This is a genomic window from Aeromicrobium sp., assembly GCF_037719875.1.
Classification (GTDB): domain Bacteria; phylum Actinomycetota; class Actinomycetes; order Propionibacteriales; family Nocardioidaceae; genus Aeromicrobium.
On record NZ_JBBJMJ010000008.1, the window covers coordinates 1 to 23,839 of the forward strand.

At 68.7% G+C, this 23,839-nt stretch carries 21 protein-coding genes and 2 tRNA genes; 9 read left to right on the plus strand and 14 right to left on the minus strand.

Annotation, left to right across the window (positions count from 1 at the left end; all coding sequences use genetic code 11):
- Positions 1 to 774: 774 nt before the first annotated feature.
- The 7 genes from WKF39_RS09295 to WKF39_RS09325 all read right to left on the minus strand — a co-directional run bounded on the left by WKF39_RS09295 (position 775) and on the right by WKF39_RS09325 (position 6,465).
- Positions 775 to 1,137, minus strand: a complete 363-nt coding sequence (locus tag WKF39_RS09295) for a hypothetical protein (protein ID WP_340387642.1) — start codon at positions 1,135 to 1,137, stop codon at positions 775 to 777.
- Between the two features lie 647 nt (positions 1,138 to 1,784).
- Positions 1,785 to 2,174 carry a hypothetical protein gene (locus tag WKF39_RS09300; protein WP_340387643.1) on the minus strand — a complete coding sequence of 130 codons (390 nt, stop codon included), beginning with the start codon at positions 2,172 to 2,174 and terminating at the stop codon, positions 1,785 to 1,787.
- 35 nt (positions 2,175 to 2,209) lie between these two features.
- The gene (locus WKF39_RS09305; protein ID WP_340387645.1) at positions 2,210 to 2,398 is read right to left on the minus strand and encodes a helix-turn-helix domain-containing protein; all 189 of its coding nucleotides are present in this window, start codon (positions 2,396 to 2,398) and stop codon (positions 2,210 to 2,212) included.
- A gap of 1,356 nt (positions 2,399 to 3,754) precedes the next feature.
- Positions 3,755 to 4,192, minus strand: a complete 438-nt coding sequence (locus WKF39_RS09310) for a hypothetical protein (protein WP_340387647.1) — start codon at positions 4,190 to 4,192, stop codon at positions 3,755 to 3,757.
- A gap of 10 nt (positions 4,193 to 4,202) precedes the next feature.
- A complete protein-coding gene (locus tag WKF39_RS09315) occupies positions 4,203 to 4,559 on the minus strand; it encodes a hypothetical protein (RefSeq protein ID WP_340387649.1) in 357 nt (118 codons plus the stop codon).
- A 147-nt stretch (positions 4,560 to 4,706) separates the two neighbouring features.
- Entirely contained in the window at positions 4,707 to 6,110 is a 1,404-nt protein-coding gene (locus tag WKF39_RS09320) for a site-specific integrase (protein WP_340387650.1), read from the minus strand.
- 284 nt (positions 6,111 to 6,394) lie between these two features.
- Positions 6,395 to 6,465 (minus strand) — tRNA-Gly (locus WKF39_RS09325).
- A 58-nt stretch (positions 6,466 to 6,523) separates the two neighbouring features.
- Here WKF39_RS09325 and dcd point away from each other — a divergent pair.
- The gene (gene dcd / locus WKF39_RS09330) at positions 6,524 to 7,099 is read left to right on the plus strand and encodes a dCTP deaminase (protein ID WP_340387652.1); all 576 of its coding nucleotides are present in this window, start codon (positions 6,524 to 6,526) and stop codon (positions 7,097 to 7,099) included.
- A gap of 45 nt (positions 7,100 to 7,144) precedes the next feature.
- Here the strand turns inward: dcd and WKF39_RS09335 are convergent, their stop codons facing one another.
- Positions 7,145 to 8,029: a carbohydrate kinase gene (locus WKF39_RS09335; protein ID WP_340387654.1), complete on the minus strand. Its 885-nt coding sequence runs from the start codon at positions 8,027 to 8,029 to the stop codon at positions 7,145 to 7,147.
- Positions 8,026 to 9,237: an AGE family epimerase/isomerase gene (locus WKF39_RS09340; RefSeq protein WP_340387657.1), complete on the minus strand. Its 1,212-nt coding sequence runs from the start codon at positions 9,235 to 9,237 to the stop codon at positions 8,026 to 8,028. Before WKF39_RS09340 ends, WKF39_RS09335 begins: the two co-directional genes overlap by 4 nt.
- A gap of 125 nt (positions 9,238 to 9,362) precedes the next feature.
- Here WKF39_RS09340 and WKF39_RS09345 point away from each other — a divergent pair, with 125 nt between their 5' ends.
- Positions 9,363 to 10,295, plus strand: a complete 933-nt coding sequence (locus WKF39_RS09345) for an ATP-binding cassette domain-containing protein (protein WP_340387660.1) — start codon at positions 9,363 to 9,365, stop codon at positions 10,293 to 10,295.
- The gene (locus tag WKF39_RS09350) at positions 10,292 to 11,107 is read left to right on the plus strand and encodes an ABC transporter permease (RefSeq protein WP_340387662.1); all 816 of its coding nucleotides are present in this window, start codon (positions 10,292 to 10,294) and stop codon (positions 11,105 to 11,107) included. The genes WKF39_RS09345 and WKF39_RS09350 overlap by 4 nt, the downstream gene beginning before the upstream one ends.
- A gap of 75 nt (positions 11,108 to 11,182) precedes the next feature.
- Here the strand turns inward: WKF39_RS09350 and WKF39_RS09355 are convergent, their stop codons facing one another.
- The 3 genes from WKF39_RS09355 to WKF39_RS09365 all read right to left on the minus strand — a co-directional run bounded on the left by WKF39_RS09355 (position 11,183) and on the right by WKF39_RS09365 (position 15,134).
- Complete coding sequence (locus WKF39_RS09355; protein WP_340387664.1) at positions 11,183 to 12,991, minus strand: alpha/beta fold hydrolase; 1,809 nt, start codon at positions 12,989 to 12,991, stop codon at positions 11,183 to 11,185.
- Between the two features lie 102 nt (positions 12,992 to 13,093).
- Positions 13,094 to 14,341, minus strand: coding sequence for a solute carrier family 23 protein (locus tag WKF39_RS09360; RefSeq protein WP_340387666.1), 1,248 nt, complete (start codon positions 14,339 to 14,341; stop codon positions 13,094 to 13,096).
- 52 nt (positions 14,342 to 14,393) lie between these two features.
- Positions 14,394 to 15,134 carry an IclR family transcriptional regulator gene (locus WKF39_RS09365; RefSeq protein ID WP_340387668.1) on the minus strand — a complete coding sequence of 247 codons (741 nt, stop codon included), beginning with the start codon at positions 15,132 to 15,134 and terminating at the stop codon, positions 14,394 to 14,396.
- Positions 15,135 to 15,213: 79 nt separating this feature from the next.
- Between WKF39_RS09365 and hutH the strand changes: the two genes are divergently transcribed.
- The 6 genes from hutH to WKF39_RS09395 all read left to right on the plus strand — a co-directional run bounded on the left by hutH (position 15,214) and on the right by WKF39_RS09395 (position 23,294).
- A complete protein-coding gene (gene hutH / locus WKF39_RS09370) occupies positions 15,214 to 16,764 on the plus strand; it encodes a histidine ammonia-lyase (protein WP_340387670.1) in 1,551 nt (516 codons plus the stop codon).
- A gap of 43 nt (positions 16,765 to 16,807) precedes the next feature.
- Positions 16,808 to 18,454: a urocanate hydratase gene (gene hutU / locus WKF39_RS09375; RefSeq protein ID WP_340387672.1), complete on the plus strand. Its 1,647-nt coding sequence runs from the start codon at positions 16,808 to 16,810 to the stop codon at positions 18,452 to 18,454.
- The gene (locus WKF39_RS09380; protein WP_340387674.1) at positions 18,454 to 19,638 is read left to right on the plus strand and encodes an allantoate amidohydrolase; all 1,185 of its coding nucleotides are present in this window, start codon (positions 18,454 to 18,456) and stop codon (positions 19,636 to 19,638) included. The genes hutU and WKF39_RS09380 overlap by 1 nt, the downstream gene beginning before the upstream one ends.
- Positions 19,635 to 20,744 carry a formimidoylglutamate deiminase gene (locus WKF39_RS09385; RefSeq protein WP_340387676.1) on the plus strand — a complete coding sequence of 370 codons (1,110 nt, stop codon included), beginning with the start codon at positions 19,635 to 19,637 and terminating at the stop codon, positions 20,742 to 20,744. Before WKF39_RS09380 ends, WKF39_RS09385 begins: the two co-directional genes overlap by 4 nt.
- The gene (gene hutI, locus WKF39_RS09390; protein ID WP_340387678.1) at positions 20,741 to 21,868 is read left to right on the plus strand and encodes an imidazolonepropionase; all 1,128 of its coding nucleotides are present in this window, start codon (positions 20,741 to 20,743) and stop codon (positions 21,866 to 21,868) included. Before WKF39_RS09385 ends, hutI begins: the two co-directional genes overlap by 4 nt.
- A 124-nt stretch (positions 21,869 to 21,992) precedes the next feature.
- Positions 21,993 to 23,294 carry a DUF222 domain-containing protein gene (locus WKF39_RS09395; RefSeq protein WP_340387680.1) on the plus strand — a complete coding sequence of 434 codons (1,302 nt, stop codon included), beginning with the start codon at positions 21,993 to 21,995 and terminating at the stop codon, positions 23,292 to 23,294.
- Between the two features lie 29 nt (positions 23,295 to 23,323).
- On the opposite strand, the gene WKF39_RS09400 is transcribed toward WKF39_RS09395, so the two are convergent.
- Both WKF39_RS09400 and WKF39_RS09405 read right to left on the minus strand, forming a co-directional pair.
- Positions 23,324 to 23,394, minus strand: a tRNA-Gly gene (locus WKF39_RS09400).
- Positions 23,395 to 23,449: 55 nt separating this feature from the next.
- Positions 23,450 to 23,824, minus strand: coding sequence for a YchJ family protein (locus WKF39_RS09405; RefSeq protein WP_340387682.1), 375 nt, complete (start codon positions 23,822 to 23,824; stop codon positions 23,450 to 23,452).
- Positions 23,825 to 23,839: the final 15 nt, after the last annotated feature.

The window sequence follows — 23,839 nt, forward strand, 5'->3', positions numbered from 1 at the left end:
CAGGCCGGCCAGGGAGCGCGACCAGGAGCCGTGACGGCACGGCCACGAGCACGACCAGGTGGAGCATGCGGCACCCAGGGGGCCGGGCCACCAGGTCGCAGCTTGCCGAGATCGGCGGGGCTCGGATCGATCGGGCGCGCTTGGTGCGGTTGCGGTTGGTATCTGTTCTTCTAGGTCGTTCGGGGAGAGATGCGGGAAGGGGCGGGGGTTCCCTGGGGCATGGTCGATGGGGAAAAACGGGCCGACCTATGAGGTGCAACAGACGCGCGAAGTTGGCCAGCGCACAGGTCGGAATGTCCTCGCTCATCAGCATGGGTGATCGCGTAGAGCACCACGCCGGCCCACAGTGGCGATCGGCCTTGACGTGGCCATTGCTACGAGGTGGGTGGATGGGACTCGCTGGGTCATGGGCCGTGCCTGTCGGTTGAGGGTGGAGCGAGAGGGCGGCGAGCGTGGTCGTGTCGTGCTGGGTGAGGGCGATGCTTCGGCAACGTGACGGACCTACCCACGCCGTGCTGGGTCCGTCGTCCTTGGCCCGCCGAAGGCGCCTACTTGTGCTGCATGTGCAGGTGGGCCGGCGAACCGACCGGGTTCCTCGGAGCCAGGTTCTCCACAGGGTGGCCGTCGCCTCGTAAGTGGTTGAGCAAGATAGACGTTTCTTCATCTGTAGGTCATGAGTAGTCCTCGGGGTGATGCTGAGCGTCATCCACTGGGTGATGGTGAACGTCATCCACTGGGTGATGCTGAGCGTCACAGCGTGGGTGATGCTGAGCGTCACCCAGTGGATTCGTTGTAGCGGGACTTGTCCACAGGTCGCAGGTTGAGGTGGTACTCAGCCTGCACACCGAGCCTGCCCCGCCGTACGCGGACGATCGCCCCCGCCACCTCCAGGCCGGCGACGACTCGGGCCACCGACCGTTTGGCGTTGGCGCGCAGTCGGTCCGCTTCGGGTGTGCCGTCGTACGCGCTGGGCATGTCGCAGCCGAGCGCGAAGGCCAGGTTTTCCCACCCAGCCCAGTAGGCGGGCGCACGAGCCTTGTCGGGTGCGACGAGGGCCATGCGCACCAGGGCGCGGTGCTCGGCGTGCGTGAGGTGCGGCCACTGCTCGAAGACGGCTTCGGCGTAGTTTGCTCCCACAGGTCAGGCCGCCAATCTTGCGCACGAGTCGGCACGTCTACCGGGCGTTGTCATGGTCGGTGCCCGATCCTGTCGGTTGTCCTAGGCCGTCGCCCACGCCGTACCACTGACGGCCGGCCCAAACACCCCATGCTGGGCGGGTGGCGGATGCTAGGTCGTCGCACTCTCGCTGCACGGGGCAGACGGCGCACACGGCTACGGCTCGGGGCACGGCTTGGCCCGACCAGTTGCGGGGGCTGAACAGTTCGGGGCACTGGCGACACGTTGCACGGGTCGTCCAGGTCGGCACTGACGGGATGACCGGAGGCGTGCTGTTCGGCGCTGACCGAATTGGGCTAGTGTTCATCGGCTCGCCACCCCGTCTCGCTTCGAGGTGATGCCACCGGTATTACGTCGGGCCGGCTCTCGGGGCCGGTAGTCCCAGTCGATGTGCTCGGCGCTGCTCACGTGGCGTCCCCCGCCCGTCGCGCGTCGGGGCTGGGGCAGATGACGTGCACGAGCGCGTCGGTCACGTACTGGACGTGCTGACCTCACAGGGATCGGCCGATGACAGGCCGCGCACTCGCCGTCGTACCGGGCGGGGAAGGTGCGTGTCTGGCTCTGCGGGAGCGGGATGACGCCTTGTCGGTATCGTCCGAGTTTGTCGCTCATCGCTTCACGTCCCGGCGTCGACCGGGCACGCGAACGGTGGAGGTCTGGGTGATGCTCGTGCGGGCCTCTAGGTACTCCGCGAGCCAGGCTGCCAGGTGGGGTGACGTGTCCCGGTAGTACACGATCACGCCGGCCGACGCGCGGAGTTTGCGAGCCAGACGATCGGCCAGAAATACCGCGATGGACGATCCTGGGCGGACCTTCACGAACCCGGCGATGAAGACAGAGACCACGGGCGGCAACGGCCGATCCACGAGAATGGTCACGCAATCGGTCGCCCGCTCGGCGGTGTGCGGGCTGCGCAGGTAGGCGCGGACGTAGGGACGGTCGAGGCGTTCCCGGTCGCCGCCCTTGCGGCCCCACTTTGCGAGGGTCGCGCCGCTCACGTTCACCGCTCGTTGGGGTGTCGGTTCGCGGCGGCTCACTGCTCGTCCGCCCGGTTGAGGTATTCCTCAATGGCTGAGACTCGGATGAGTACGCGGGCACCGACGCGGACGGATCGCAGGTGGCCGCCAGCGATGAGCCGGCGGAGGGTCGTCGCGGACACGGCATCGTCTAGGTAGGTGACTGCTTGGGGGACGGACATAAGTCGATCGGGCGTTGACTGCATTGAAATGCTTCTCCGGGTGCGGCACCGGGCACGTTTCCCCGTCGTCGGTTGGTGGCCGCGACTAGATGGGGGAACTCAGCAGAGGGGTCTCGCGCGCGTCTACGTGACTGACCGATGCCGACCCTCAGTGAAGGCCACGCGGAGTGCGTGGGCGCAGGTGACGCCGCAACAGGGCGGAACGACGTCGGAGGATGCTAGGCGACGAACGCGGCCGAATCGCGCTGGCAAGAGACCACAAATACATGGCCTGCGCGATCGCGCGGGGACAATGCCTGCGCGAAGGGCGGAGCGCTTGGAGGCCCATGGGCAACGCGAGGACCGGCGACGACGCGGAGCCGATGCGGGTCGGTTGCGGCACGGCTGAGGGCGGATCCTGCGAGGGAGAGCGCGCGGCTTACTGCGAGCGTCTGCCACGTCGACCAGGCGAGTTCTGCGCCACGGCGTCGGGCTTGAGCCTCGGCGCGGCGGAACGCGCGTGACGGGGCCGGCATGGGCATCGGCCCGCTCGATGGGTATCTGACGGGCTGGTCTCCGCGCGCGGCCCGCGTCTCGGCTAGGTCAAGGCGACGTTGAATTCTGCGTCGGGCACGACGCCATGCGACCGCACCAGCGATGCGGCCGGGGTGATCTTCGTCGAGCGAGCGCATGCCATCCCAGCGGGAGCGTCGTGTGGGTCGCACCCGGGTCTCGCCTGTCGCATCATAGTTGCAGACGCGTAGCCGTTGCGGACCGCAGTTCAGGCGTGCCCGGTAGGCGGTGAGATGGGTCAGGAGGCGTCGGGCAATGCCGGCGAGGGGCGGGAACGCGGCTGCGATCCACGCGACCATCCTGGGCGTTAGGGCCGGGGGCGGAGCGTCACCCCAGATCCTCGCGAAGTAGGCGTGCCACTCAGTGATCGCGTGATCGAGTACGCCGCGTCCCTGCCGCGTGAGGTCGCCCCGGAGGTCGTGGAGCGCGCCTGCGAGAGCTGCCGCCGGCCAGAGTTCGCCGTCGACCTCGGCCAGGTGCTTGACGCCGGCAAGCGTCGAGGTGACGTCACGGATGGTGAGCGGGTCGGGTGTGCCGGTCGAGGACATGTCGAAGGCATCCCCGTGGGTTGCTTCGTTCGTCACCTGCGCCGTCACGTGCCAGACACTTCCACCCGTTGCCGACATTTCCGGGCCGGACACGCCGTTATCTGGCACTTCATGTCGCGGTGTCACCTACAGGTTGACGCCGCTCCGCCGTGGAGGTCGAGACGGTGTCGAAGGCCGCTTGACGCTCGCTCGACTGGGCATCGGTCCACCCATGATGAAGGCCATGCGCCCACCCCGGTTCGGAGGTGGGCGCACGGCCTGTTTGTGTCGGTTGGTGCTGCTATGCGAGCGGCTGACGTCGGTGGCGGTCCCACTCGTCGGCCGCTTCGATCAGGTAGGCGGCCAACTCGCGCGCTTGGTGGCCGGTGATCTGGTCGGCCGGTGTCGCGTTGTCGGCGTGCTCGACCGTATAGGTGATGCGCAGGGGCGAGTACGAGGCCGGCCCGGTCACAGTCTCGGCCAGTTCGTCCTGGACCAGGGCTACGTGGATTGCGCTCGCACTGTCGGAGACGGTGTGGGTGTGCTGTCGGCTGAGCCCTCCGGCCTCGCGCTCGGGCAACTCGTGCTCGGTGGGGAAGGTGAGCGAAGGCGTGACGCGGCTCTCGTCGCACCAGGTGGGGCACGGGATCTGGGTCAGGTCGTCGGCCGTGGGCGGATTGGGCATGTCGGACAGTTCGTCAAAGAACGCGTCGTAACGGGTGGTCGTGGTCTCGGTCATGGTGTGCCTTTCAGTGGGTGTGTGAGGTGATGATGCTGAGTTCGTCGACGGCGGCGCTCAGTGCCTGGGCGAGCCAGGTACCGAGGTCGGCCGCCTCGTCGCCTGAGAGGTCGATCCCGCCTCCCTCAGGTGTGCCGACGTGGACGTACGGGGCTTCCAGGTGGATCGGTCCGACATCGCTGGCAGCGGTCTCGGCCTGCCCGATGTAGACGTAAAAGCCGGTGAGGGTCGGGTGCTGCGCCACACGTCGTTCGTGGTCGCGCAGGAGGCTCCCGCCGGCGGTCTCGACGTCGTACGTGTGGCCGGGTGTGAGTCGGCACCAGGCAGGGCAGGCGACCGTCACAGACGGTCCGTATCGAGTGCTCATGGGTGTTCCTTTCGGTGTGGTGACTGGGCGGTGCCGGGGTCGCGATCGCGACAGGTAACCGGGGTTACCTCGTGCTCGAGGGGCGGTGCCCGTGGCCAGGTGGTCCGGGTCGTCATGGCCGGTTGCTCCGGTGCTCGCTCGGCCTGGTCAGACGGCGTGCAGCACGTGGACAGGGCCGGCGTCGTCGGCGGCGGCGTAGACGTCGAGTGCGGCGGCCAACTCCCGGTCTCGTGCAGCACTGGCGTGCTGGTATCGCATGGCCGCGTCGAAGGTCGAGTGACCCAGCCGGTGTTTCAGCTCGGCCACGGATGCGCCGGTGTGGGCGGCCAGCGTCGCCCCGGTGTGCCGCAGGTCGTGCCACCGCAGATCGGGCCGGCCAGCGACCTGACGTGCCCGGTCGAACATGCGCGTTCGCTGAGCCATGGTGACGGGTGAGCCGTCGACGTGGGCGAACACCAGGGCATCGGGTCCGTTGCCGGTGTAGGTGTCCAGGTGCTCCCGCAGACGCGTGACGACGGACGCCGGCAGACTCACGGTACGGATGCTGGTCGGCGTCTTGGGTGGCCCGAACTTGAGGGGGTGGCCAGCGACGTCGTGCAACGCACGTTCGACACTGACCGTGCCGGCGACCAGGTCGACGTGACGTCGTGCCAGGGCGAACAGTTCGCCCGCCCGCAGAGCCGACCAGGCGGCAAGGTCGACGGCCTCAGCGAATCTCGGCGGCATGGCCGCAGCCAGGGTGGCGACCTCGACAGGGGTGGCGTGGGGACGCTCGGCGGTGTGGAACAGGCCGGCCCCCTTGAGTCGGCATGGGTTGGCCAGAATCAGACCGTCGTCGGTCGCAGCATTCAGGCAGGCTCGGAGGCCGCGATATGCCTGGACGATGACGGCCGCCGGCTGTCGGGATGGGTCAGGGTCGGGTGCAGTGGCGTCGACCGGATCGCCTGGGCGGCCGGCACGCTCCCAGGCGGCGATGAGGTCGGGTCGGAGGCGGCCAGTGTCGGGCACGCTCCATCCCTGCGAGCGGCCCCAGGCGCGGACGTGGGCGGTCTTGCCGCGCGCCGCGCGTGACCGGACGCCGCGGGCGGCCCGCTCCGCCCGCTCGGCCACCTGGGTGGCGTGTGCGGCGGCGTACCACTCGCGGACCATGCCGACCGTGACGGTGTTGAGAGGCTGCTCACCGATGTTGACGCGCACGGGGCGGCCGCCTCGGGGAGCGGGCAGCATCAGGTCGCGGTCGATCCATCGGGCCAGGGTGATCCCGTAGCCGACACGGGTAGAGGTGGCCAGGTCGGTGCGCTGGTCGATCCAGCGGCGCATGTAGTCGGCCACGGTGGCGGTGCCCAACTCGGGCGATCGCCAGACGCCGCGCACGAGGTCTGCGCGGACGGTCACCAGCCACTCGTCTGCCTCGCGCTCGCTCGGGAACGGGTGCGGCCCGGTGTGGGTGCGGCCGTGCTTGTCCTCCCAGCGCGCCTGCCAGCGGCCGGAGGGCAACTGTCGGACGGTGCCGAACGATCGACGGGCCGGCTTGCGACGTCGCGTGCTCATCGGCTCGCCTCGTGCTCGGTGGGCACGCCGCGGCGGTTGCGGTTTTGGCAGACGCGGCACATGAGTCCCAGACCGTCCGGGCGTGAGATCCAGTGTCGGGAGTCGGGCGCGTCGCGGTGGTATTTGCGAGGGCAGGTGGCGCACTCACGCGCCGCAGTGAGGTGGGTCATGGGGCTGTTTCTCCGGGGGTTTCCGGCACGTTCCGGCACGACAGCCGTCACGCACCGCGTGGAGCCCTGTTAAAGCGGGGTACCAAACCCACTCTGACCTGCGGTGATGCTGCGAGCCGATGACGGGAATCGAACCCGCATATCTTGCTTGGGAAGCAAGCGCTCTACCACTGAGCTACATCGGCGTGGTCGCCGTGACGACCGAGCCCAGCCTAGCGAACGCCGATGCGTTAGTTTCATCTCGTGCTCCTCTCCGACCGCGACATCCTCGCTGAGATCGATGCCGGGCGCGTTGCGCTCGATCCCTTCGACCGCGAGATGATCCAGCCGTCCAGCATCGACGTGCGGCTCGACAAGTACTTCCGGGTGTTCGACAACCACAAGTACCCGCACATCGACCCGGCCTCGGACCAGTCGGATCTCACCCGCGAGGTCGAGGTCGGCAATGACGAGGCGTTCATCCTGCACCCCGGGGAGTTCGTGCTCGGATCGACGTATGAGCTGGTGACCCTGCCCGATGACATCGCGGCTCGGCTCGAGGGCAAGTCATCGCTTGGCCGTCTCGGCCTGATGACGCACTCGACGGCTGGGTTCATCGACCCCGGCTTCTCGGGCCACGTGACGCTCGAGCTCGCCAACGTCGCAACGCTGCCGATCAAGCTCTATCCGGGGATGAAGATCGGCCAGGTCTGCTACTTCCGGCTCTCCTCGCCGGCCGAGAATCCCTATGGCTCGGCCAAGTACGGCTCGCGCTACCAGGGTCAGCGTGGCCCGACGGCCTCCCGCTCCCACGCCAACTTCCACCGCACCGAGATCTGAGCCGCTGACGAGGGTGACGCTGCCCGCGGAGCCCGAGCGGTCGGGTCAGAGCTCGGCGAGGCGCGGGGGGTCGGCGCCGGGGCGCGAGCAGGTGATCGCGGCGGCACCTGCGGCGTATGCGCCCAGATCCGTGAGCTCGGTGAGATCCAGCTCGTCTGCCGCCGGCCAGGAATAGGCCGAACACCACGAGAGCATCGCCGCCATGAAGGAGTCGCCGGCCCCGATCGTGTCGACGACCTCGATCGGGGGCGCCTCGACGCGGACGGCGAGGCCAGAGCTCGCCAGCACGGCGCCGTCACCTCCGAGGGTGATGGCGACCAAGGCGCCGTCCGAGGCGAGCTGCTGGGCGAGGACCCACGGATCCTCGCCGGGGAACAGGGCCGCGGCGTCCTCATCGCTCAGCTTGATGATGCTCGCGTGCGGAGCGATCGACTCGAAGACCCGTCGCCACACGGCATGATCTGGCTCGACCGAGAGGCGGACATTGGGATCGAACGACACCGGAACGCCGAGGGCGTCGGCCATGACCACGAGGTCGGCGACGAGACGGGCACCCGGGTCGAGCGCGGTGCCGAGGGAGCCGACGTGCACGACCTCGAATGCGCCGGGATCGGGCAGGGCGGCTGGTTCCCACGTCAGGTCGAAGACGTACGTCGCGCTACCGTCCGCGGCCAGCGAGGCCCGGGCCGTCGACGTACGGGCTGGGGCGGGCTCGAGGGCCTCGAGGATGACCTCGGACTCGCGCAGACCGGCCTTCAGCAACCCGCCGTAGGCATCGGGCGCGAGCTGTGTGGCCAGTCGGGTCGCGACGTCGAGCCGGGCCAGGCCGACAGCCACGTTGAACGGCGATCCGCCCGCGTGCGGCTCGGGCTCCGCGCCGTCCCGTTGGACCACATCGACGAGGGCCTCACCGACGATCAGGGCGGTCACGCCTGACGGCCGATGGTCAGGGCAGCGGACGGTGCCAGTGGCAGGTCAGGAAGCGTCAGGGCGTTGAAGGCGTGATAGGCATCGGGCCGACCGCGCCAGATGCGCGTCGTGGGACGCATCGCCTCCGAGAGCTCGTGGTGCCACGAGCCCGTCTCGTGGTCGACGTAGTAGGTGTCGATCTCCGACCACCAGCGCGAGGTCAGCCCTTCGTAGAGCGACTTGCCGGTCCAGGCGTGCAGGGCGTGGCCGGCCAGGACAGCCTCGGCGATGACCCAGTGGAAGCGCTCCGCGACGATCGGCTCGCCGTGCCAGTCGGTCGTGTAGGCCAAGCCGGGGACGTCGTCGCTGACGGTGTCCCCGACGGCCTGCGCGAAAAGCGCCTCGGCAGCCTCCTCGATCCATGGTCTCGGCGAGTCGAGACTCGCGGCGAGCTGGATCAGGAGCCTGGACCACTCGAAGGCATGCCCGGGCGTGGCGCCGAAGGGGCGGAACGGGTCGGCCCGCTGATCTTCGTTGTAGGTCGGGATCGGCGTCCAGTCATGGTCGTAGTGCTCGGGTATGCGCCAGTCGTGGGCGCGAGCGTGGATACCGATGATGCGCTCGCAGATCGACAGCGCCCGTTCGCGCCACACCGCGTCCCCCGTCACGTCGGCGGCGAAGAGGTAGGCCTCGACGGCGTGCATGTTGCTGTTGGCGCCGCGATAGTCATCGATGTCGGTCCAGTCCTCGCTGATCTCCTCGACGCAGCGGCCGGCCGTGCTGTCCCAGAACTTCTGGCCGTGGATCCGGGTCGCCTCGGCCAGCAGCTCCTCGGCGCCCTCGACCCCGGCGGCCTTGGCGCTCGACGCCGCGAGCAACACGAAGGCGTGGCCGTAGCAGCCTTTCGTGGTGTCCCGGGCTTCGCCGTCGAAGTCGACCTCGGTGAACCAGCCGCCGTTGGTGTCATCGTGGAAGAGGGTCGACAGCGCCCGTACGCCGTGGGTGGCCAGCCGTAGCGCATCCTCTTCGCCGGCGAGATGTGCCAGCGAGAAGACGTATGTCATCCGGGCGTTGATCCAGAGCTCGAGCACCTTGTCACGATCGGGTTGTCCGGAGTCGTCCAGCCAGACGAATCCGCCCTCGTCGCGCAGGGAGCTCCTGGCGAACGTCAGCAGGCTCGTGCGTGCGGTGTCCCGCCACTCGGCGCTTTCAAGATCGAGGTGGCTCATGGGCCCAACCTACCCACCGTCAGGGTGCGCTCAGGGGCCGCTGGGGGTCGCTCCCCGATGTGCCGAGGGCTTGGAGACCGCGACGCTGGGGACATGACCTCACCACTGACCGGGCAGCGATCCCCATGATCCGCGCCCAGGGACTCACCAAGACATTCGATGACAAAGTCGCGGTCAACGGGATCGACTTCACCGTCGAGCCCGGCCGTGTCACCGGCTTCCTCGGCCCCAACGGCGCCGGCAAGTCCACGACCATGCGCATGATCCTCGGCCTGGACTCCCCGACGAAGGGCACGGTGTCCGTCAACGGCCATCGATACACCTCGTCGCCCGCCCCCCTGCGAGAGATCGGTGCCCTGCTCGAGGCGCACGCGATCCATCCGGGCCGCTCCGCACGCGACCACCTCCGGTGGATGGCGGCCAGCAATGGCATCCCGACAACCCGAGTCGGTGAGGTGCTGGAGCAGGTCGGCCTCGACTCCGTGGCGGGCCAGCGTGCCGGACGATTCTCGCTCGGCATGGGTCAACGTCTCGGCATCGCCTCCGCGCTGATCGGTGATCCTCCGGTCATCGTCCTCGACGAGCCCGTCAACGGACTCGATCCGGAGGGCATCCGCTGGGTGCGTTCCTTGGCTCGTGAGCTCGCTGACGAGGGGCGTACGGTCTTCATCTCGAGCCACCTGATGTCGGAGATGGCGCTCATGGCGGACCATCTCATCGTCATCGGCCGGGGCACGATCCTGGCTGACTGCTCGATGCCGCAGTTCATGTCCGATCACGCAGCCTCATACGTCAGGGTCAAGGCGCCCCTGCTGACCGACGTCGAAGCACTCATCGTCGGCCGGGGCCTCGATGTCACGCGTACTGATGGCGAGCTCCGGGTCCAGGGGCTCGACGCCCCCGCTCTCGGCGAGCTGATCGGCAGCAACGGGCTGCTCCTGCACGAGCTGACCCTGGTGCGGTCCTCGCTCGAGGACGCCTTCATGACCCTGACGGCCGACAGTGTGGAATACCACGCGAAGGCCGCCGACGAGATCAAGGCAGGTGGCCGGCGATGAGTTCCAACATCCTCCAAGAATCCAGGGTCGAGACCCCGGTGGCCTCGCCAGTCGGGTTCGGCAAGGTCGTCCGGTCCGAGTGGATCAAGCTGTGGAGCGTCCGCTCGACGTGGTGGACCGTCGCCAGCTTGGTCATCCTCGGCGCCGGCCTCACGACGCTGCTCTGCTGGGGCAATGCCGACTGGCTTGCCAGTGACACCGCTGACGAATCCGCGGGCTCCTTCATCACGTGGGGCATGATGATCGCCCAGGTCTGCGCCGTCATCGTCGGTGTGCTTGCGGTGACCTCCGAATACGGCACCGGGATGATCCGCACGACCTTCGCCGCGACGCCCTCCCGCGGCAAGGTCATGGCGGCCAAGGCCCTCGTGGTCTCCGGCGTGATGTTCGTGACCGGCACTCTGACGGCGTTGCTCGGCTATGTCGGAGGCAACTTCTTCCTGGATCGTGAGGGCATCGGCCTGGCTCTCGAGGGTGATGTCGCTCGTGCAATGTATGGCAGCGGGCTCTTCATGGCAGGCCTCGCACTGTTCTCCATGGCGGTCGGATTCCTGGTGCGTCACACCGCCGCCGCGGTGTCGATCGTGCTGGCACTGGTGTTCGTGGTCGGCAACATGGTGATGCTGATCCCCGGTGGGTTCGGCGACTGGATCACCAAGGTCATGCCGGGCAACGCGGGCGGGGAGATCGCGACGCCGGTTTCCTTCAACCCCGATCTGATGGGTCCGTGGTCCGGCTTCGGGGTCTTCGCTCTCGAGACAGCCGTGCTGCTCGGCCTGGCCTGGGTACTCCTTCGGCGCAGGGACGCCTGACGCGGCACGGCATCGCGACTCACCGACGCGACCCCACCACCCGAGAGGGCGGCGGGGTCGCGGCTGTTCGGCCGGCTAGTTGACGACCGGAAGCGACAGGACCTGGCCCGCGGTGCCCGTCGTGATGCTGACGGCGTTGGCCGTGAGCCCGCCGCGGTAGTTGGTCGAACCGCCCGCGACGACCAGCCGCACGCTGTGGCCCTTGGCGAAGCGGTGCGCGATGCCCGGCAAGGTGACGGTGAAGGGCTGGGTGACGTCCGGTACGCGTACGGGCGCCACGAGGTTCTTGATGAGGCTGGCCTTGCCGGTCGCGTCGACGTCGAGGAGCTTGACGAACAGCACGAGCTTGCCGGTCGGCCCGCTCCCCTGGGTCAGCGCGGCAGTCGGTGAGCTGACCTGGACCTTGAGGGTCGGGGACCCCACGACGTCTGCGTTGGTGGTGAGCGGACCGGTGGTCCATGACGCCGTGGTGCCGGGGAGGTCAGTCTCGGGCAGTGGGGCTGAGCTCCCGACGACGTCGAGCGGGTCGGTCGACGTCGGTATGCCGGCAACCGGAGTGACGAAGCTCTGCGTCCCGGCTGACAGGCCTGTCGACTTCGTGGTCAGGGCCGTGCCCGAGAGGTAGTACTTCCTCGCCGTGCCGACCGGAAAGGTCGACGACGAGGCATACGCGGGGGTCGCAATGCTGGTGTAGGGCACCCAGTCTCGGAAGTAGGCAAACTCCGGGCCTGTGCTGACCGAGGAGCCCTTGAGGTAGTGGTCCAGCCAGTTCGACACACGACCGGTGACGTGCTGGGTCGCGGGATCAGGGGACCCGAAGTTGAGCTCGCCAGGCGCGTTGGGCCCGGAGTGTCCGCCACTGAACCAGATCATCTTGGTCGGGGTGCCCTGCTTCTTGAGGGCGCGATAGTTGGCGACACCCTCGTTGAGGTTGAACAGCGTGTCGTTCTGGCCCTGGATGAGCAGCGTCGGGATCGTGACCTCCGAGGTATAGCTGCTGACCGAGGCGTGCCGCAGCGCTGCGGTGGTGGGCGGGTCGACCGTTCCGGTCGCGGCCGCGGTGACGAGGGCAGGGCATACGAAGAGGGCGAAGTTGGGGCAGCCGATGAGCCGCGACGGGTCCGACCCTGTGTTCTCCACGCCGTCCGCGACCCCGAGCCCGGAGAAGCCGAGGGCCCAGATGAGCTTGGCCGCGCCGGGGGTCGAGGTCTGGACGCCGGTGGTCTGGGAGGTGTTGTTGGGCGCCAGCGAATAGGACAGGTCGCTCCAGGTGATGACCGGGATGATCGTGTCGACGCGCTTGTCGACGGCTGCGGCCGCGAACTGCACCTGTCCGCCGTACGATCCACCGACCATGCCGACCCGAGGATCGTTGGCGTCGGCGCGGCCCGCGTGGTCCGTTGCGTCGAGCTGGACGACGTCGAGCGCCGGGGCAGGGGTGGTGTGCTCGGCATCGGTGAACGCGATGCCGGTCTTGCCACCGAGGTAGCTCACGAGCTGGCTGGCTGCCTTGCCGTCCCAGTCGGGGTCGTCGAGCGTGATCTTGCAGTCCGAGCCACCGAAGCCGAGTCCCGAATAGGCCAGCACGGCATAGCCGCGGGAGGCGAACTTCTCCCCGATGCCGGCCTGGTCGTCCTTGGACCCGCCGAAACCGTGCGTCGTGAGGATCGCGGGCACGCGGCTGGCGGAGGTCGCGGTCGATGGGGTGTAGAGGTCGCCGACGATGTCGCACGTCTCTGAGCTGTTAGGACCGACCTTGACCTTGAAGTGCAGCGGCGTGACGTTGACCGTCACCTCCGCGCTGGCGCTGGTGGGTGCGGCGACCAGCGCGCCGGAGGTGAGTCCCGCGGCAACAAGTGCGAGGACGGTGCGGCTGGTACGCATGGGGCTCCCTGGGTATCTTCCCGGCAGATTCTTACCGGTGAGTAACACAACGATTCCAGTGTGTCTCAAGTCACGCCTGGCCGCACGGCGCGGCCGGGGCCGTCAGGCCCGGAATCGCTGCAAGGTCCGCATCGCGTGATAGACGACGATCGCCGCGATCGTGCCCAGTGCGATGCCCGTGAAGGTCATGTCGCCGGCAGTCAGCGTGAGGTTGCCGATCCCGATGACCAGCGCGATGGCCGCAGGATACTGGTTGACCGGCTGCGAGAAGTCGACGTGGTTGTCCATCCAGATCTTGACACCGATCAGCCCGATCAGGCCGTAGAGAGCAACGGTGACACCGCCCAGCACGCCCGAAGGGATCGTGTTGAGAACGGCACCGAACTTGGGCGAAAGGCCCAGCATGATCGCAACGATTGCGGCGACCCAGTAGGCCGCGGTGGAGAACACTCGGGTGGCGGTCATGACGCCGATGTTCTCGCCGTACGTCGTGGTCGCCGAGCCACCGCCGATCCCGGCGATCGTTGTCGCGAGACCGTCGGCGAGCAGCGCAGGTCCGGTCTTCTGGTTGAGCGACGGGTCGTCCGTCAGGTGGGCGACGCTGCGGACATGGCCGACATTCTCTGCGACGAGCACGAGGACGACTGGCAAGAAGATCGGGACAACCGACCAGGTGGCGCTGGGGGTCGTGAACTCCGGCCAGCCGACCCACGACGCGGCGCCGACCTTGTCGAAGTCCAGCAGCCCGCCGATGGCCGCGGCGGCATAACCGACCGCTACGCCGATCAGGATCGACAGCCGGGCGGCCAGACCGCGGAACGCGACGGCGACCACGATGATCGTGGTGAGGGTGATTGTCGCGATCCATGGCGAGGCCGCGTAGTTGGTGGTGGCGACCCCGGCCAGGTTGAGGCCGATGAGAGCGACGATCGCGCCGGTCACGACCGGCGGCATGAGCGCCTCGATCCATCCTGTGCCGGTGACCGTGACGATGAGCCCGACGACAGCGAGCAGCACGCCGGTGACGACGACGCCGAACAGCGCCGCAGCCATGTCATCGGACTTCATCGACGCCTGGATCGGCGCGATGAATGCGAATGACGAACCGAGATAGCTCGGCAGCCGGTTGCCGGTCAGGACGAGGAAGAGGATCGTCCCGACCCCGGAGAAGAACAGCGTCGTGGTGGGCGGGAATCCGGTCAGCAACGGGACGAGGAATGTCGCGCCGAACATCGCCACGACGTGTTGTCCGCCAAAACCGATCGTCCGGGGCCACGAGAGCCGCTCACCCGGACGTACGAGGTCTCCCTCTGCGATCGTCTTTCCGTCCCCGTGCAGTGTCCAGCTCACGTCGTGTCCCCTCGATCGGTGTCCGTGCCGGTCACATCGTAGGGCGAGTCGATCAGTGGCGGAGCCGGCGCGCGATCTCTGCGGCCGTCGCGCGGACGTCGTCGACGAGCTCGCCGACCGCCTGACGGGTCTCCCAGGTGACCGCGACGGCGGCGTGGATCGTGCCGGCGTCGATGGGTGCGGCGATCGACGCGAACCCCGTCGTCACCTCGCCGTCCTCGGTGGCGAACCCGCGCTGGCGGGTCGCGGAGAGGAGCCGCCGCAGCTCGGTCGGTGACCGCGGCCCGGCGCCGGTGCGGGAGGTGAATGCCGACTTGCCGGGATAGAGCGCCGTGACCTGGGCGGCGGGGAGTGAGGCCAGGATCGCGCGACCGGACGCGGTGAGGTGGGCGGGCAGGCGTACGCCGACATCCGTGACCAGCGGGGGTCGGCCCGGCGCGCGCTCCTCGATGACATAGAGGACGTCGGCGCCGTGGAGCACCACGAGATGGGCGGAGTGACCGAGCCGGTCGACGAGTCGCGCCAGCGGGATCCGCGCGAGCCGTGCGAGCGGTTCTTGGCGGGCAAAGCCGTGCCCGACCTCCCATGCTGCGATGCCGATGCCCCAGGTCCGATCGTCGGGATAGTGGATCACGAAGTCTTCGTCGGCCATCGCGGAGAGCAGGTGGTAGGCCGAGGAGCGCGGCAGCTCAACGGCCCCGGCGATCCGGGCGGCGGAGACCGGGACGGGCTGTCCGGACAGGAAGCGGAGGACTTGCAGTGCCGCGGTCGCCGCGGGCACAGGTCTGGCCATGGCCCACTGTCTCGCATACGAGACGGGTTTGGCGAATCGGCCGTAGCCGCGGACGTGTCTGCGGGAGTGTCATGGACACATGGAACCTGTGGTTGTCGGAGTGGGCGCGATCGCGCCGGAGGACGTCGTTCGCGTTGCGCGCCACGGCCTCGCGGTTGAGCTGAGTCCGGACGCCCGCGACGCGATCAAGTGGGCCCGCCAGTGCGTCGACGACCTGGCCGCGTCAGACGTGCCGGTCTACGGCATCTCGACGGGCTTCGGGGCCCTCGCGACTCGGCACATCGAGCCCGAGCTGCGGACCCAGCTGCAGAAGAGCCTGATCCGTTCGCACGCGGCCGGTGTCGGTCCGCGCGTCGAGGACGAGACCGTGCGCGCGCTGATGCTGCTGCGGCTGTCGACCCTCGCGAGCGGGCACACGGGCGTACGGATCGAGACCGCCGAGGCATACGCATCGATGCTGAATGCCGGTCTGACGCCGATCGTCCGGGAGTACGGCAGCCTCGGCTGCTCGGGCGACCTGGCTCCCTTGGCGCACTGTGCGCTCGCGGTGATGGGGGAGGGCGAGGTCGACGACCATGGCGTCGTGCGCCCGGCGGCCGAGGCGCTCGCGGACCACGGGCTCGCGCCTGTCGAGCTCGTCGAGAAGGAAGGGCTCGCCCTGATCAACGGCACCGACGGGATGCTCGGCATGTTGGTCCTTGCGTTGCACGACCTGCGCCGGCTGCTCGACACTGCGGACCTCGCGGCCGCGATGAGCATCGAGGGTCTCATGGCGACTGATCGGGTGTTGGCCGCCGACCTGCAGGCGTTGCGCCCGCATCCCGGCCAGGCTGCGTCCGCCGCTCACATGGCGGCCCTGCTCGCAGGATCGCCGATCGTGGCGAGCCACCGGCTCGGTGATGGTCGGGTGCAGGATGCCTATTCACTGCGGTGCGCTCCCCAGGTGCACGGCGCGGCTCGCGACACGCTCGAGCACGCGGCCCTTGTCGCCGGCCGGGAGCTCGCCTCGGCGATCGACAACCCGTCCGTGCTCGATGACGGGCGGATCGAGTCGCATGGCAACTTCCACGGGGCTCCGCTGGCATACGTGCTGGACTTCCTCGCGATCCCGGTCGCCGATGTGGCGAGCATGAGCGAGCGACGTACGGATCGGTTCCTCGACGCGGCGCGAAGCCAGGGACTGCCGCCGTTCCTCGCCGACGACCCGGGCGTCGACTCAGGGCACATGATCGCGCAGTACACCCAGGCCGCGATGGTCGCCGAGCTCAAGCGGCTAGCCGCGCCGGCCAGCGTCGACTCGATCCCGTCGAGCGCGATGCAGGAGGATCATGTGTCGCTCGGCTGGTCAGCGGCGCGCAAGCTGCGTACGTCAGTCGATCTGCTGACCCGGGTGCTGGCGATCGAGATCCTGACTGCCGCGCGCGGCATCGATCTGCGAGCTCCCCTGCAGCCGGCGGACGCGACGGGTGCCGCGATCGCGCTGTTGCGCACCCGGGTTGCCGGCCCCGGCCCCGACCGCCACCTGTCGCCCGACCTCGAGGCCGCCACCGACCTCGTACGTGACGGGTCACTTCTGGACGCTGCCCACCACCGCGCTGGGAGTTACGGAATGGAGGTGACACGCCGGTGAGAACCACAAAAGTGTCACTCCCAGCGAGAGCAGAAGGAGATTCATGAGGAACATTCGAGCGGCACGTGGGAACTCCCTCACCGCGAAGTCGTGGCAGACCGAGGCGCCGATGCGCATGCTGATGAACAACCTCGACCCCGAGGTGGCGGAGCGCCCGGAAGACCTCGTGGTCTACGGCGGCACCGGCAAGGCGGCGCGGAGCTGGGAGGCGTACGACGCGATCGTCCGCACCCTGGAGACGCTCGAGGACGATGAGACGCTGCTGGTGCAGTCGGGCAAGCCGGTCGGCGTGTTCCGTACGCATGAGTGGGCCCCACGCGTGCTGATCGCCAACTCCAACCTGGTCGGCGACTGGGCGACGTGGCCGGAGTTCCGCAAGCTCGAGGCCGAGGGTCTGACGATGTATGGCCAGATGACCGCGGGATCGTGGATCTACATCGGCACGCAGGGCATCCTGCAGGGGACCTACGAGACATTCGGCGCGGTGGCCAGCAAGAGATTCGGCGGGACCCTCGCCGGCACGCTGACCCTCACCGCCGGCGCGGGCGGCATGGGTGGCGCGCAGCCGCTCGCCGTCACGATGAATGACGGCGTCGCGCTCGTGGTCGATGTCGACGAGACGCGGCTGGAGCGACGGGTCAAGCACGGATATCTCGACGAGTACTGGACCGATCTCGACGAGGCTGTCGATCGCGCCGTCACGGCCAAGGATGAAGGCCGCGCACTCTCGGTCGGGGTCCTCGGCAACGCTGCGACGGTGTTCAGTGAGCTGCTCGAGCGCGGCGTCCCGATCGACATCGTCACCGACCAGACCAGTGCCCACGACCCGCTGAGCTATCTCCCCGAAGGTGTCGCGGTCGCCGACTGGCACGCCGAGGCCGAGCGGGACCCGGCCGGATTCACCGACCGCGCCCGCACGTCGATGGCCAAGCACGTACGCGCGATGGTCGGATTCATGGATGCCGGCGCCGAGGTCTTCGACTATGGCAACTCGATCCGCGAGGAGGCTCGGCTGGGAGGGTTCGAGCGGGCCTTCGCGTTCCCCGGCTTCGTCCCGGCCTACATCCGCCCGCTCTTCTGCGAGGGCAAGGGCCCGTTCCGCTGGGCCGCATTGTCGGGCGACCCGGCCGACATCGCCGCGACCGATCGCGCGATCCTCGAGCTGTTCCCCGAGGACGAGCACCTGGCCCGCTGGATCACCAAGGCGCAGGAAAAGGTGCAGTTCGAGGGCCTGCCGGCCCGCATCTGCTGGCTGGGCTATCAGGAGCGACACCTCGCCGGCCTGCGATTCAACGAGATGGTGGCGTCGGGTGAGCTCAGCGCGCCTGTCGTGATCGGCCGCGACCACCTCGATTCGGGCTCCGTCGCGTCGCCCTACCGGGAGACCGAGTCGATGGCTGACGGGTCCGATGCGATCGCGGACTGGCCGCTGCTCAATGCGCTGCTCAACACCGCATCGGGCGCCACCTGGGTGTCGATCCATCACGGCGGCGGCGTCGGCATCGGCCGATCGATCCACTCCGGTCAGGTCCTCGTCGCCGACGGATCGGAGCTGGCCGCGCAGAAGATCGAGCGAGTGCTCGTCAACGACCCGGGCACCGGCGTCATGCGGCACGTGGATGCGGGTTATGACCGCGCTGCCGAGGTCGCGCAGGATCGTGGCCTGCGCGTCCCCATGGCGGAGGGCTGATGCTCTCGGACATCCACGCCATCGGCCGCGACCCTCGTACGGGTGGCTACCGCCGTTTCGCCTGGAGCGACGCGGACATGCTCCTTCGGGAGTGGTTCACGGGCGAAGCCGCCGTCCGCGGCATGGAGGTCGACGAGGACGGCAATGGCAACCAGTTTGCGTCGTGGGGAGGCGCTGGATCCGAGGGTGACCGCGATGCACTTCTCATCGGGTCGCACCTGGACTCGGTGCCGGACGGCGGGGCGTACGACGGACCGCTCGGCGTGGTCTCGTCGTTCGCCGCGGTCGACCAGCTGCGTGCCGAGGGATTCGTCCCGTCCCGCCCGGTCGTGATCGCGAACTTCGCGGACGAGGAGGGTGCCAGGTTCGGCATCGCCTGCGCCGGATCGCAGCTCGTGACGGGTGCCCTCGACGCGGACGAGGCGCTCGGTCTGAAGGATCGGGACGGCCAGACCCTGGCCGAGGTGATGACGGGTCGCGGACGTGACCCCCGCACGGTCGGACGTACGGACCTGCTCGACCGGATCGGCACCTTCGTCGAGCTGCATGTCGAGCAGGGCAGGTCGCTCGTCCACTCCGGAGCGGCGGTCGGCGTCGCGACGGCGATCTGGCCGCATGGTCGTTGGCGGTTCGACTTCTGTGGTGAAGCCAATCACGCCGGCGCGACACCTATGGAGGACCGCCACGATCCGATGCAGGCGTATGCCGCAACGGTCCTCGTGGCCCGCCGGCTCGCCACCGAGGCCGGTGCCCGAGCGACATTCGGCCGACTCGAGGTCGAGCCCGGCGGCACCAACGCGATTCCGTCGCGCATACGCGCGTGGCTCGACGCCCGCGCCGCCGATGAGGGGCAGCTGGAGCGCCTCGTCGACGCCCTGGTCGCGGAGGCGCAGGACGCCGCCGACGCGGACGCCACAGCGGTCACGCTGACCGCTGAGTCGGTGAGCCCGGCCGTGGCATTCGACGTGCCGCTGCGTGATCGGCTCGCGACCCTGCTCGATGCGCCCGTGCTGCCCACGGGTGCCGGCCACGATGCTGGCGTGCTGAGCGCCCACGTGCCGACCGCGATGCTGTTCGTGCGCAATCCGACGGGAGTCTCGCACTCGCCTGAGGAGTTCGCCGAGGACGCGGACTGCCGGGCCGGCGTCATCGCCCTGGCAGCCGTGGTGCGGGACCTGTCATGACGACCGTCCCCGGGTTCGCGAACTGCCACAGCCACGCATTCCATCGAGCGTTGCGCGGCCGTGTCACCGGTGCCGACTCGTTCTGGACCTGGCGTGAGCAGATGTATGCCCTTGCGGCGGTCCTGGATCCTGACCTGCTCTTCGACCTGGCTCGCGCGACATATGCCGAGATGCACCTGGCCGGAATCCGCAGCGTCGGCGAGTTCCACTACCTGCACCACCAGCCCGGCGGCACGCCGTACGACGATCCCAACGCGATGGGCGAGGCGCTGATCGCGGCGGCCCGCGAGGCCTGCATCCAGATCGCGCTGCTCGACACCTGCTATCTCTCGGCAGGCTTCGATCGACCCGTCGAGGGTGTGCAGTGCCGGTTCAGTGATGGGGACTCCGAGGCGTGGGCGAACCGCGTCGAGGCGCTCGCGGACACGCATGCCGGTGCGGACGATGTCGTGGTCGGAGCCGCGATCCACTCCGTGCGTGCGGTCCCGCGCGACCAGCTCGCGGTCGTCGCGCACGCCTTTCCGGAGGCACCGCTGCACGTCCACGTCTCGGAGCAGCCGGCGGAGAATGCCGACTGTGTCGCCGCCACCGGACTGAGTCCCGTCACCCTGCTGGCCGAGGCCGGAGCCTGGACTCCGCGCACGACCGCAGTCCATGCCACGCATCTGAGTGCCGCCGACATCGCGATCCTCGGCGACGCGCAGGCGCATACCTGTTTCTGCCCCACGACCGAGGCCGAGCTCGCCGACGGCATCGGGCCGAGCGTCGCCCTGCGCGACGCGGGAGCGAGGCTGACACTCGGCTCCGACAGCAATACGGTCATAGACATGTTCGCCGAGGCCAGAGCCGTCGAGATGCATCAGCGCCTCACCTCTGGGGTGAGAGGCGCGTGGACCGCCGAGCAGCTGTGGCACGCCGCCACCGCGGCCGGTCACGAGTCCCTGGGCTTCGCGTCGGGAGGGGTGATCGAGGTCGGCGGGTCGGTGCGCACGGCCGGTTGCGTCGAGCTGCTCTGGGCGGCCAGCGCCGAGGATGTCGTGGGTGACCGCAGCGATGTCGCCGAGCAGCTCGATGCCGCGATCGAGGCATGCTGGAGCCGCGCATGACCTCGCTGCTCGTGACCACTGTCGGCGAGCTCGTGACGTGGGATCCCGAGCGGCCGATCGTCCACGATGCGGCCTTCGTTGTCGAGGCCGGACGCGTGGCCTGGTTCGGGCGGCGTGCCGACGCGCCGGCCGCTGACGTCGTGCGGGATGTGGGCGGCGCGGCGGTCATCCCAGGCTTCGTCGACTCGCACACGCATCTGGTGTTCGGCGGCGACCGCTCTGCCGAGTTCGAGGCACGCATGACAGGCGAGCCGTATGCGGCAGGAGGCATCCGCACGACCGTCGCCGCGACCCGAGCCGCACCCGATGAGCAGCTCGCCGCGGGGGTGGCCCGGCATGTGGCGGAGATGCGTGCGCAGGGCACGACGACGGTCGAGATCAAGAGTGGCTATGGTCTGACGGTCCTTGACGAGGCGCGGTCACTGGCGATTGCGAAGGACTTCACCGACGAGACGACGTTCCTGGGCGCCCACGTGGTGCCGTCGGGAGCCGACGTCGCCTCGTACGTCGATCTGGTCACCGGTCCGATGCTCGAGAAGTGTGCACCGTATGCGCGATGGATCGATGTGTTCTGTGAGGACGGGGCGTTCGGCGAGGACGAGGCGCGGACCGTGCTCCAGGCGGGCATCTCTGCGGGACTCCTGCCACGCATCCACGCCAATCAGCTCGGCGAGGGACCGGGCGTGCGGCTCGCGGTCGAGCTCGGCGTTGCCGCCGCGGATCACTGCACCTATCTCAGCGATGCCGACGTCGATGCCCTGGCGGGGTCCGACACCGTGGCGGGGCTGCTGCCCGGAGTCGAGTTCTCCACCCGTCAGCCCTATCCGGATGCGCGGCGACTGATCGATGCCGGCGTTACGGTCTCGTTGGCCACCGACTGCAACCCCGGCAGCTCCTACACCTCGTCGATGGCGTTCTGCCTGGCCCTTGCGGTCCGCGACATGGGGATGAGCCCGCGCGAGGCCCTCTGGTCGGCGACCAAGGGCGGGGCCCGATCGCTGCGACGTGACGATGTGGGCCACCTGGCAGTGGGGGCGAAGGCCGATTATGTGGTGCTCAGAGCCCCGTCCTTCGTGCACCTGGCCTACCGCCCCGGCGTCCCGCTCGTGGCGGCCGTCGGCTGATCGGTTCCCTGTCAGTGACTCGTGACATGGACTGCCGTTGCAGGAGATTTGGTGGTTCTGATCCTTGACTGACAAGCGCGTCTCGGATAGTATCGAACATACGTTCTAGTCGATCGGGGGATCGATGATCATCGATCAGCTGTCGTCGTTACCGGATGACACGAGCGCGCTCTCGGCGTGGTCGCTGACCGATCCGGAGGTCCGTGAGCTGACCGTAGCTGTGTTTCGCGCTCGTGCCGGACTCGAGGAGCTGGCGGTGCGCCTGGCCGATGCGGCCGAGGAGCGTGGCCTGGCTCGTGAGGACGGTTGCATCTCGACCACGGCGTGGTTGTCCAAGGTCGCGGGCGTCTCCAAGCTCGAGGCGTCGAGGTTTGTCTCGCTCTCGCGGACGTTGGGCCCCGAGGTTGAGCGCACTCGGCGGGCATGGTCGCGCGGTGAGATCACGACTGAGCAGGCCAAGGTCATCGCCGTGGCCATCACGACGCTGCCCGAGTGGTTCGGGTCCGAGGAGAGGTCCGATGCCGAGGCGGTGATGCTCAGCCACTCGCCCGACCTGACGTTGGAGGAGCTGAAGCGGTTGGGCAACCACATCATCGAGGTCCTCGACCCCGACGGAGCCGACGAGATCATCGGCAAGCAGCTCGCCGATCAGGAGAAGCGCGCCTTTCTGGGCACCCGCCTCCAGCTGACCGATGGCGGTGAAGGCGTCACCCGCATCAAGGGTCAGATCCCCACCGCTCAGGCCGGCATGCTTCGCACCGCGCTGGAGGCTCTGGCGTCTCCACGTCGCCGCACGTTGCTTGACCGTGAGCAGTACGGCGGCCACGGCGACGCTGCGCTCGGTCACCCCGACCATGCCCAACGACTTGGCTGGGCCTTCGTCGAGCTCGTGGAGCATCTTCCCCAGGACAAGCTCCCCCAGGCCGGAGGCCTGCCCGCGTCCGTGACGATCGAGACCACCCTCGAGGCGCTGCGCACCGAGCTCGGCAAGGCCGGCGTCTCGTGCGGTACCGAGATCTCCGCCAGCCAGGCCCGCCGCCTCGCGTGCAACGCCCGCATCATCCCCATCGTCATGGACGGCGATTCCAAGATCCTCGACATGACCCCAGCCAAACGTCTCCACGACCGCTACGAACGGCACGCCATCGTCAAACGCGACGGCGGCTGCTGCTGGAAAGGCTGCGAACGACCACCCGCTTGGTGCGAGGTCCACCATCCCGAGCCCTACGCCGGCGGCGGCCCGACCACGGTCGACAACGGCGCCCTGTTTTGCTTCATCCACCACCACCTGCTCCACGACGCCGACTGGCACGCCCGGCTCGCCTCCGACGGCGTCATCGAGGTCATCCCACCCGAACGCATCGACGCCCAGCGCCGACCCCTACGCCACGCCCGCAACACCCGGCTCAAACCCCGCGCTGCCTGACACCAATGGCGGCCGGTGCGGCAGATGAGAGCGGACGGCTGGATTTGAACCAACGTCTTCGAACAGGAAGCCCGATGTTCTGCAATTGAACTACGTCCGCGTGACGGAGGCGGTGCTCCGTCCACACCAGCGTACCGGCGGCGCAGGAGGGGGTCTCAGCCGATCCCGTCAACGTAGAGCCAGCGTCCGGCCTGGCGCCGGAAGCTGCTGGTCTCGTGCTGGCTGCCGTTGCCGCCGGCCGAGCGATGGTAGGCCCTGAACTCGACGATGCCGGTGTCGTCGAACGGGCCGCCGCGCTCGGTCCTGAGGATGTCGAGGCGGTACCAATGACGGCCGTCGTCGAGCTCGGCTGCATCGGGACGGGTCGTCGGGTCCCACGTCGCGACGAGGTAGTCGGCGTTCCCCTCCGCGAACGCGCTGTAGCGCGATCGCATCAGCTGCTCAGCGGTCTGCGCCACGGCCGAGCCTGCGTGGAGCGGGCCGCAGCACTCCTCGTACGTCAGCCCGCTCAGGCACGGACAGCGCTTCACGACAACAGGACCGAT

Bases quoted from the DNA above. Each gene is read 5' to 3' on its own strand.
- WKF39_RS09365 (WP_340387668.1), bottom strand. From the start codon at position 15,134: ATGGCCAGACCTGTGCCCGCGGCGACCGCGGCACTGCAAGTCCTCCGC.
- WKF39_RS09315 (WP_340387649.1), bottom strand. From the start codon at position 4,559: ATGAGCACTCGATACGGACCGTCTGTGACGGTCGCCTGCCCTGCCTGG.
- WKF39_RS09355 (WP_340387664.1), bottom strand. From the start codon at position 12,991: ATGCGTACCAGCCGCACCGTCCTCGCACTTGTTGCCGCGGGACTCACC.
- hutI (WP_340387678.1), top strand. From the start codon at position 20,741: ATGACCTCGCTGCTCGTGACCACTGTCGGCGAGCTCGTGACGTGGGAT.
- WKF39_RS09395 (WP_340387680.1), top strand. From the start codon at position 21,993: ATGATCATCGATCAGCTGTCGTCGTTACCGGATGACACGAGCGCGCTC.
- WKF39_RS09320 (WP_340387650.1), bottom strand. From the start codon at position 6,110: ATGAGCACGCGACGTCGCAAGCCGGCCCGTCGATCGTTCGGCACCGTC.
- WKF39_RS09345 (WP_340387660.1), top strand. From the start codon at position 9,363: ATGATCCGCGCCCAGGGACTCACCAAGACATTCGATGACAAAGTCGCG.
- hutH (WP_340387670.1), top strand. From the start codon at position 15,214: ATGGAACCTGTGGTTGTCGGAGTGGGCGCGATCGCGCCGGAGGACGTC.
- WKF39_RS09305 (WP_340387645.1), bottom strand. From the start codon at position 2,398: ATGCAGTCAACGCCCGATCGACTTATGTCCGTCCCCCAAGCAGTCACC.
- WKF39_RS09310 (WP_340387647.1), bottom strand. From the start codon at position 4,192: ATGACCGAGACCACGACCACCCGTTACGACGCGTTCTTTGACGAACTG.
- WKF39_RS09380 (WP_340387674.1), top strand. From the start codon at position 18,454: ATGCTCTCGGACATCCACGCCATCGGCCGCGACCCTCGTACGGGTGGC.
- WKF39_RS09340 (WP_340387657.1), bottom strand. From the start codon at position 9,237: ATGAGCCACCTCGATCTTGAAAGCGCCGAGTGGCGGGACACCGCACGC.
- WKF39_RS09385 (WP_340387676.1), top strand. From the start codon at position 19,635: ATGACGACCGTCCCCGGGTTCGCGAACTGCCACAGCCACGCATTCCAT.
- WKF39_RS09350 (WP_340387662.1), top strand. From the start codon at position 10,292: ATGAGTTCCAACATCCTCCAAGAATCCAGGGTCGAGACCCCGGTGGCC.
- hutU (WP_340387672.1), top strand. From the start codon at position 16,808: ATGAGGAACATTCGAGCGGCACGTGGGAACTCCCTCACCGCGAAGTCG.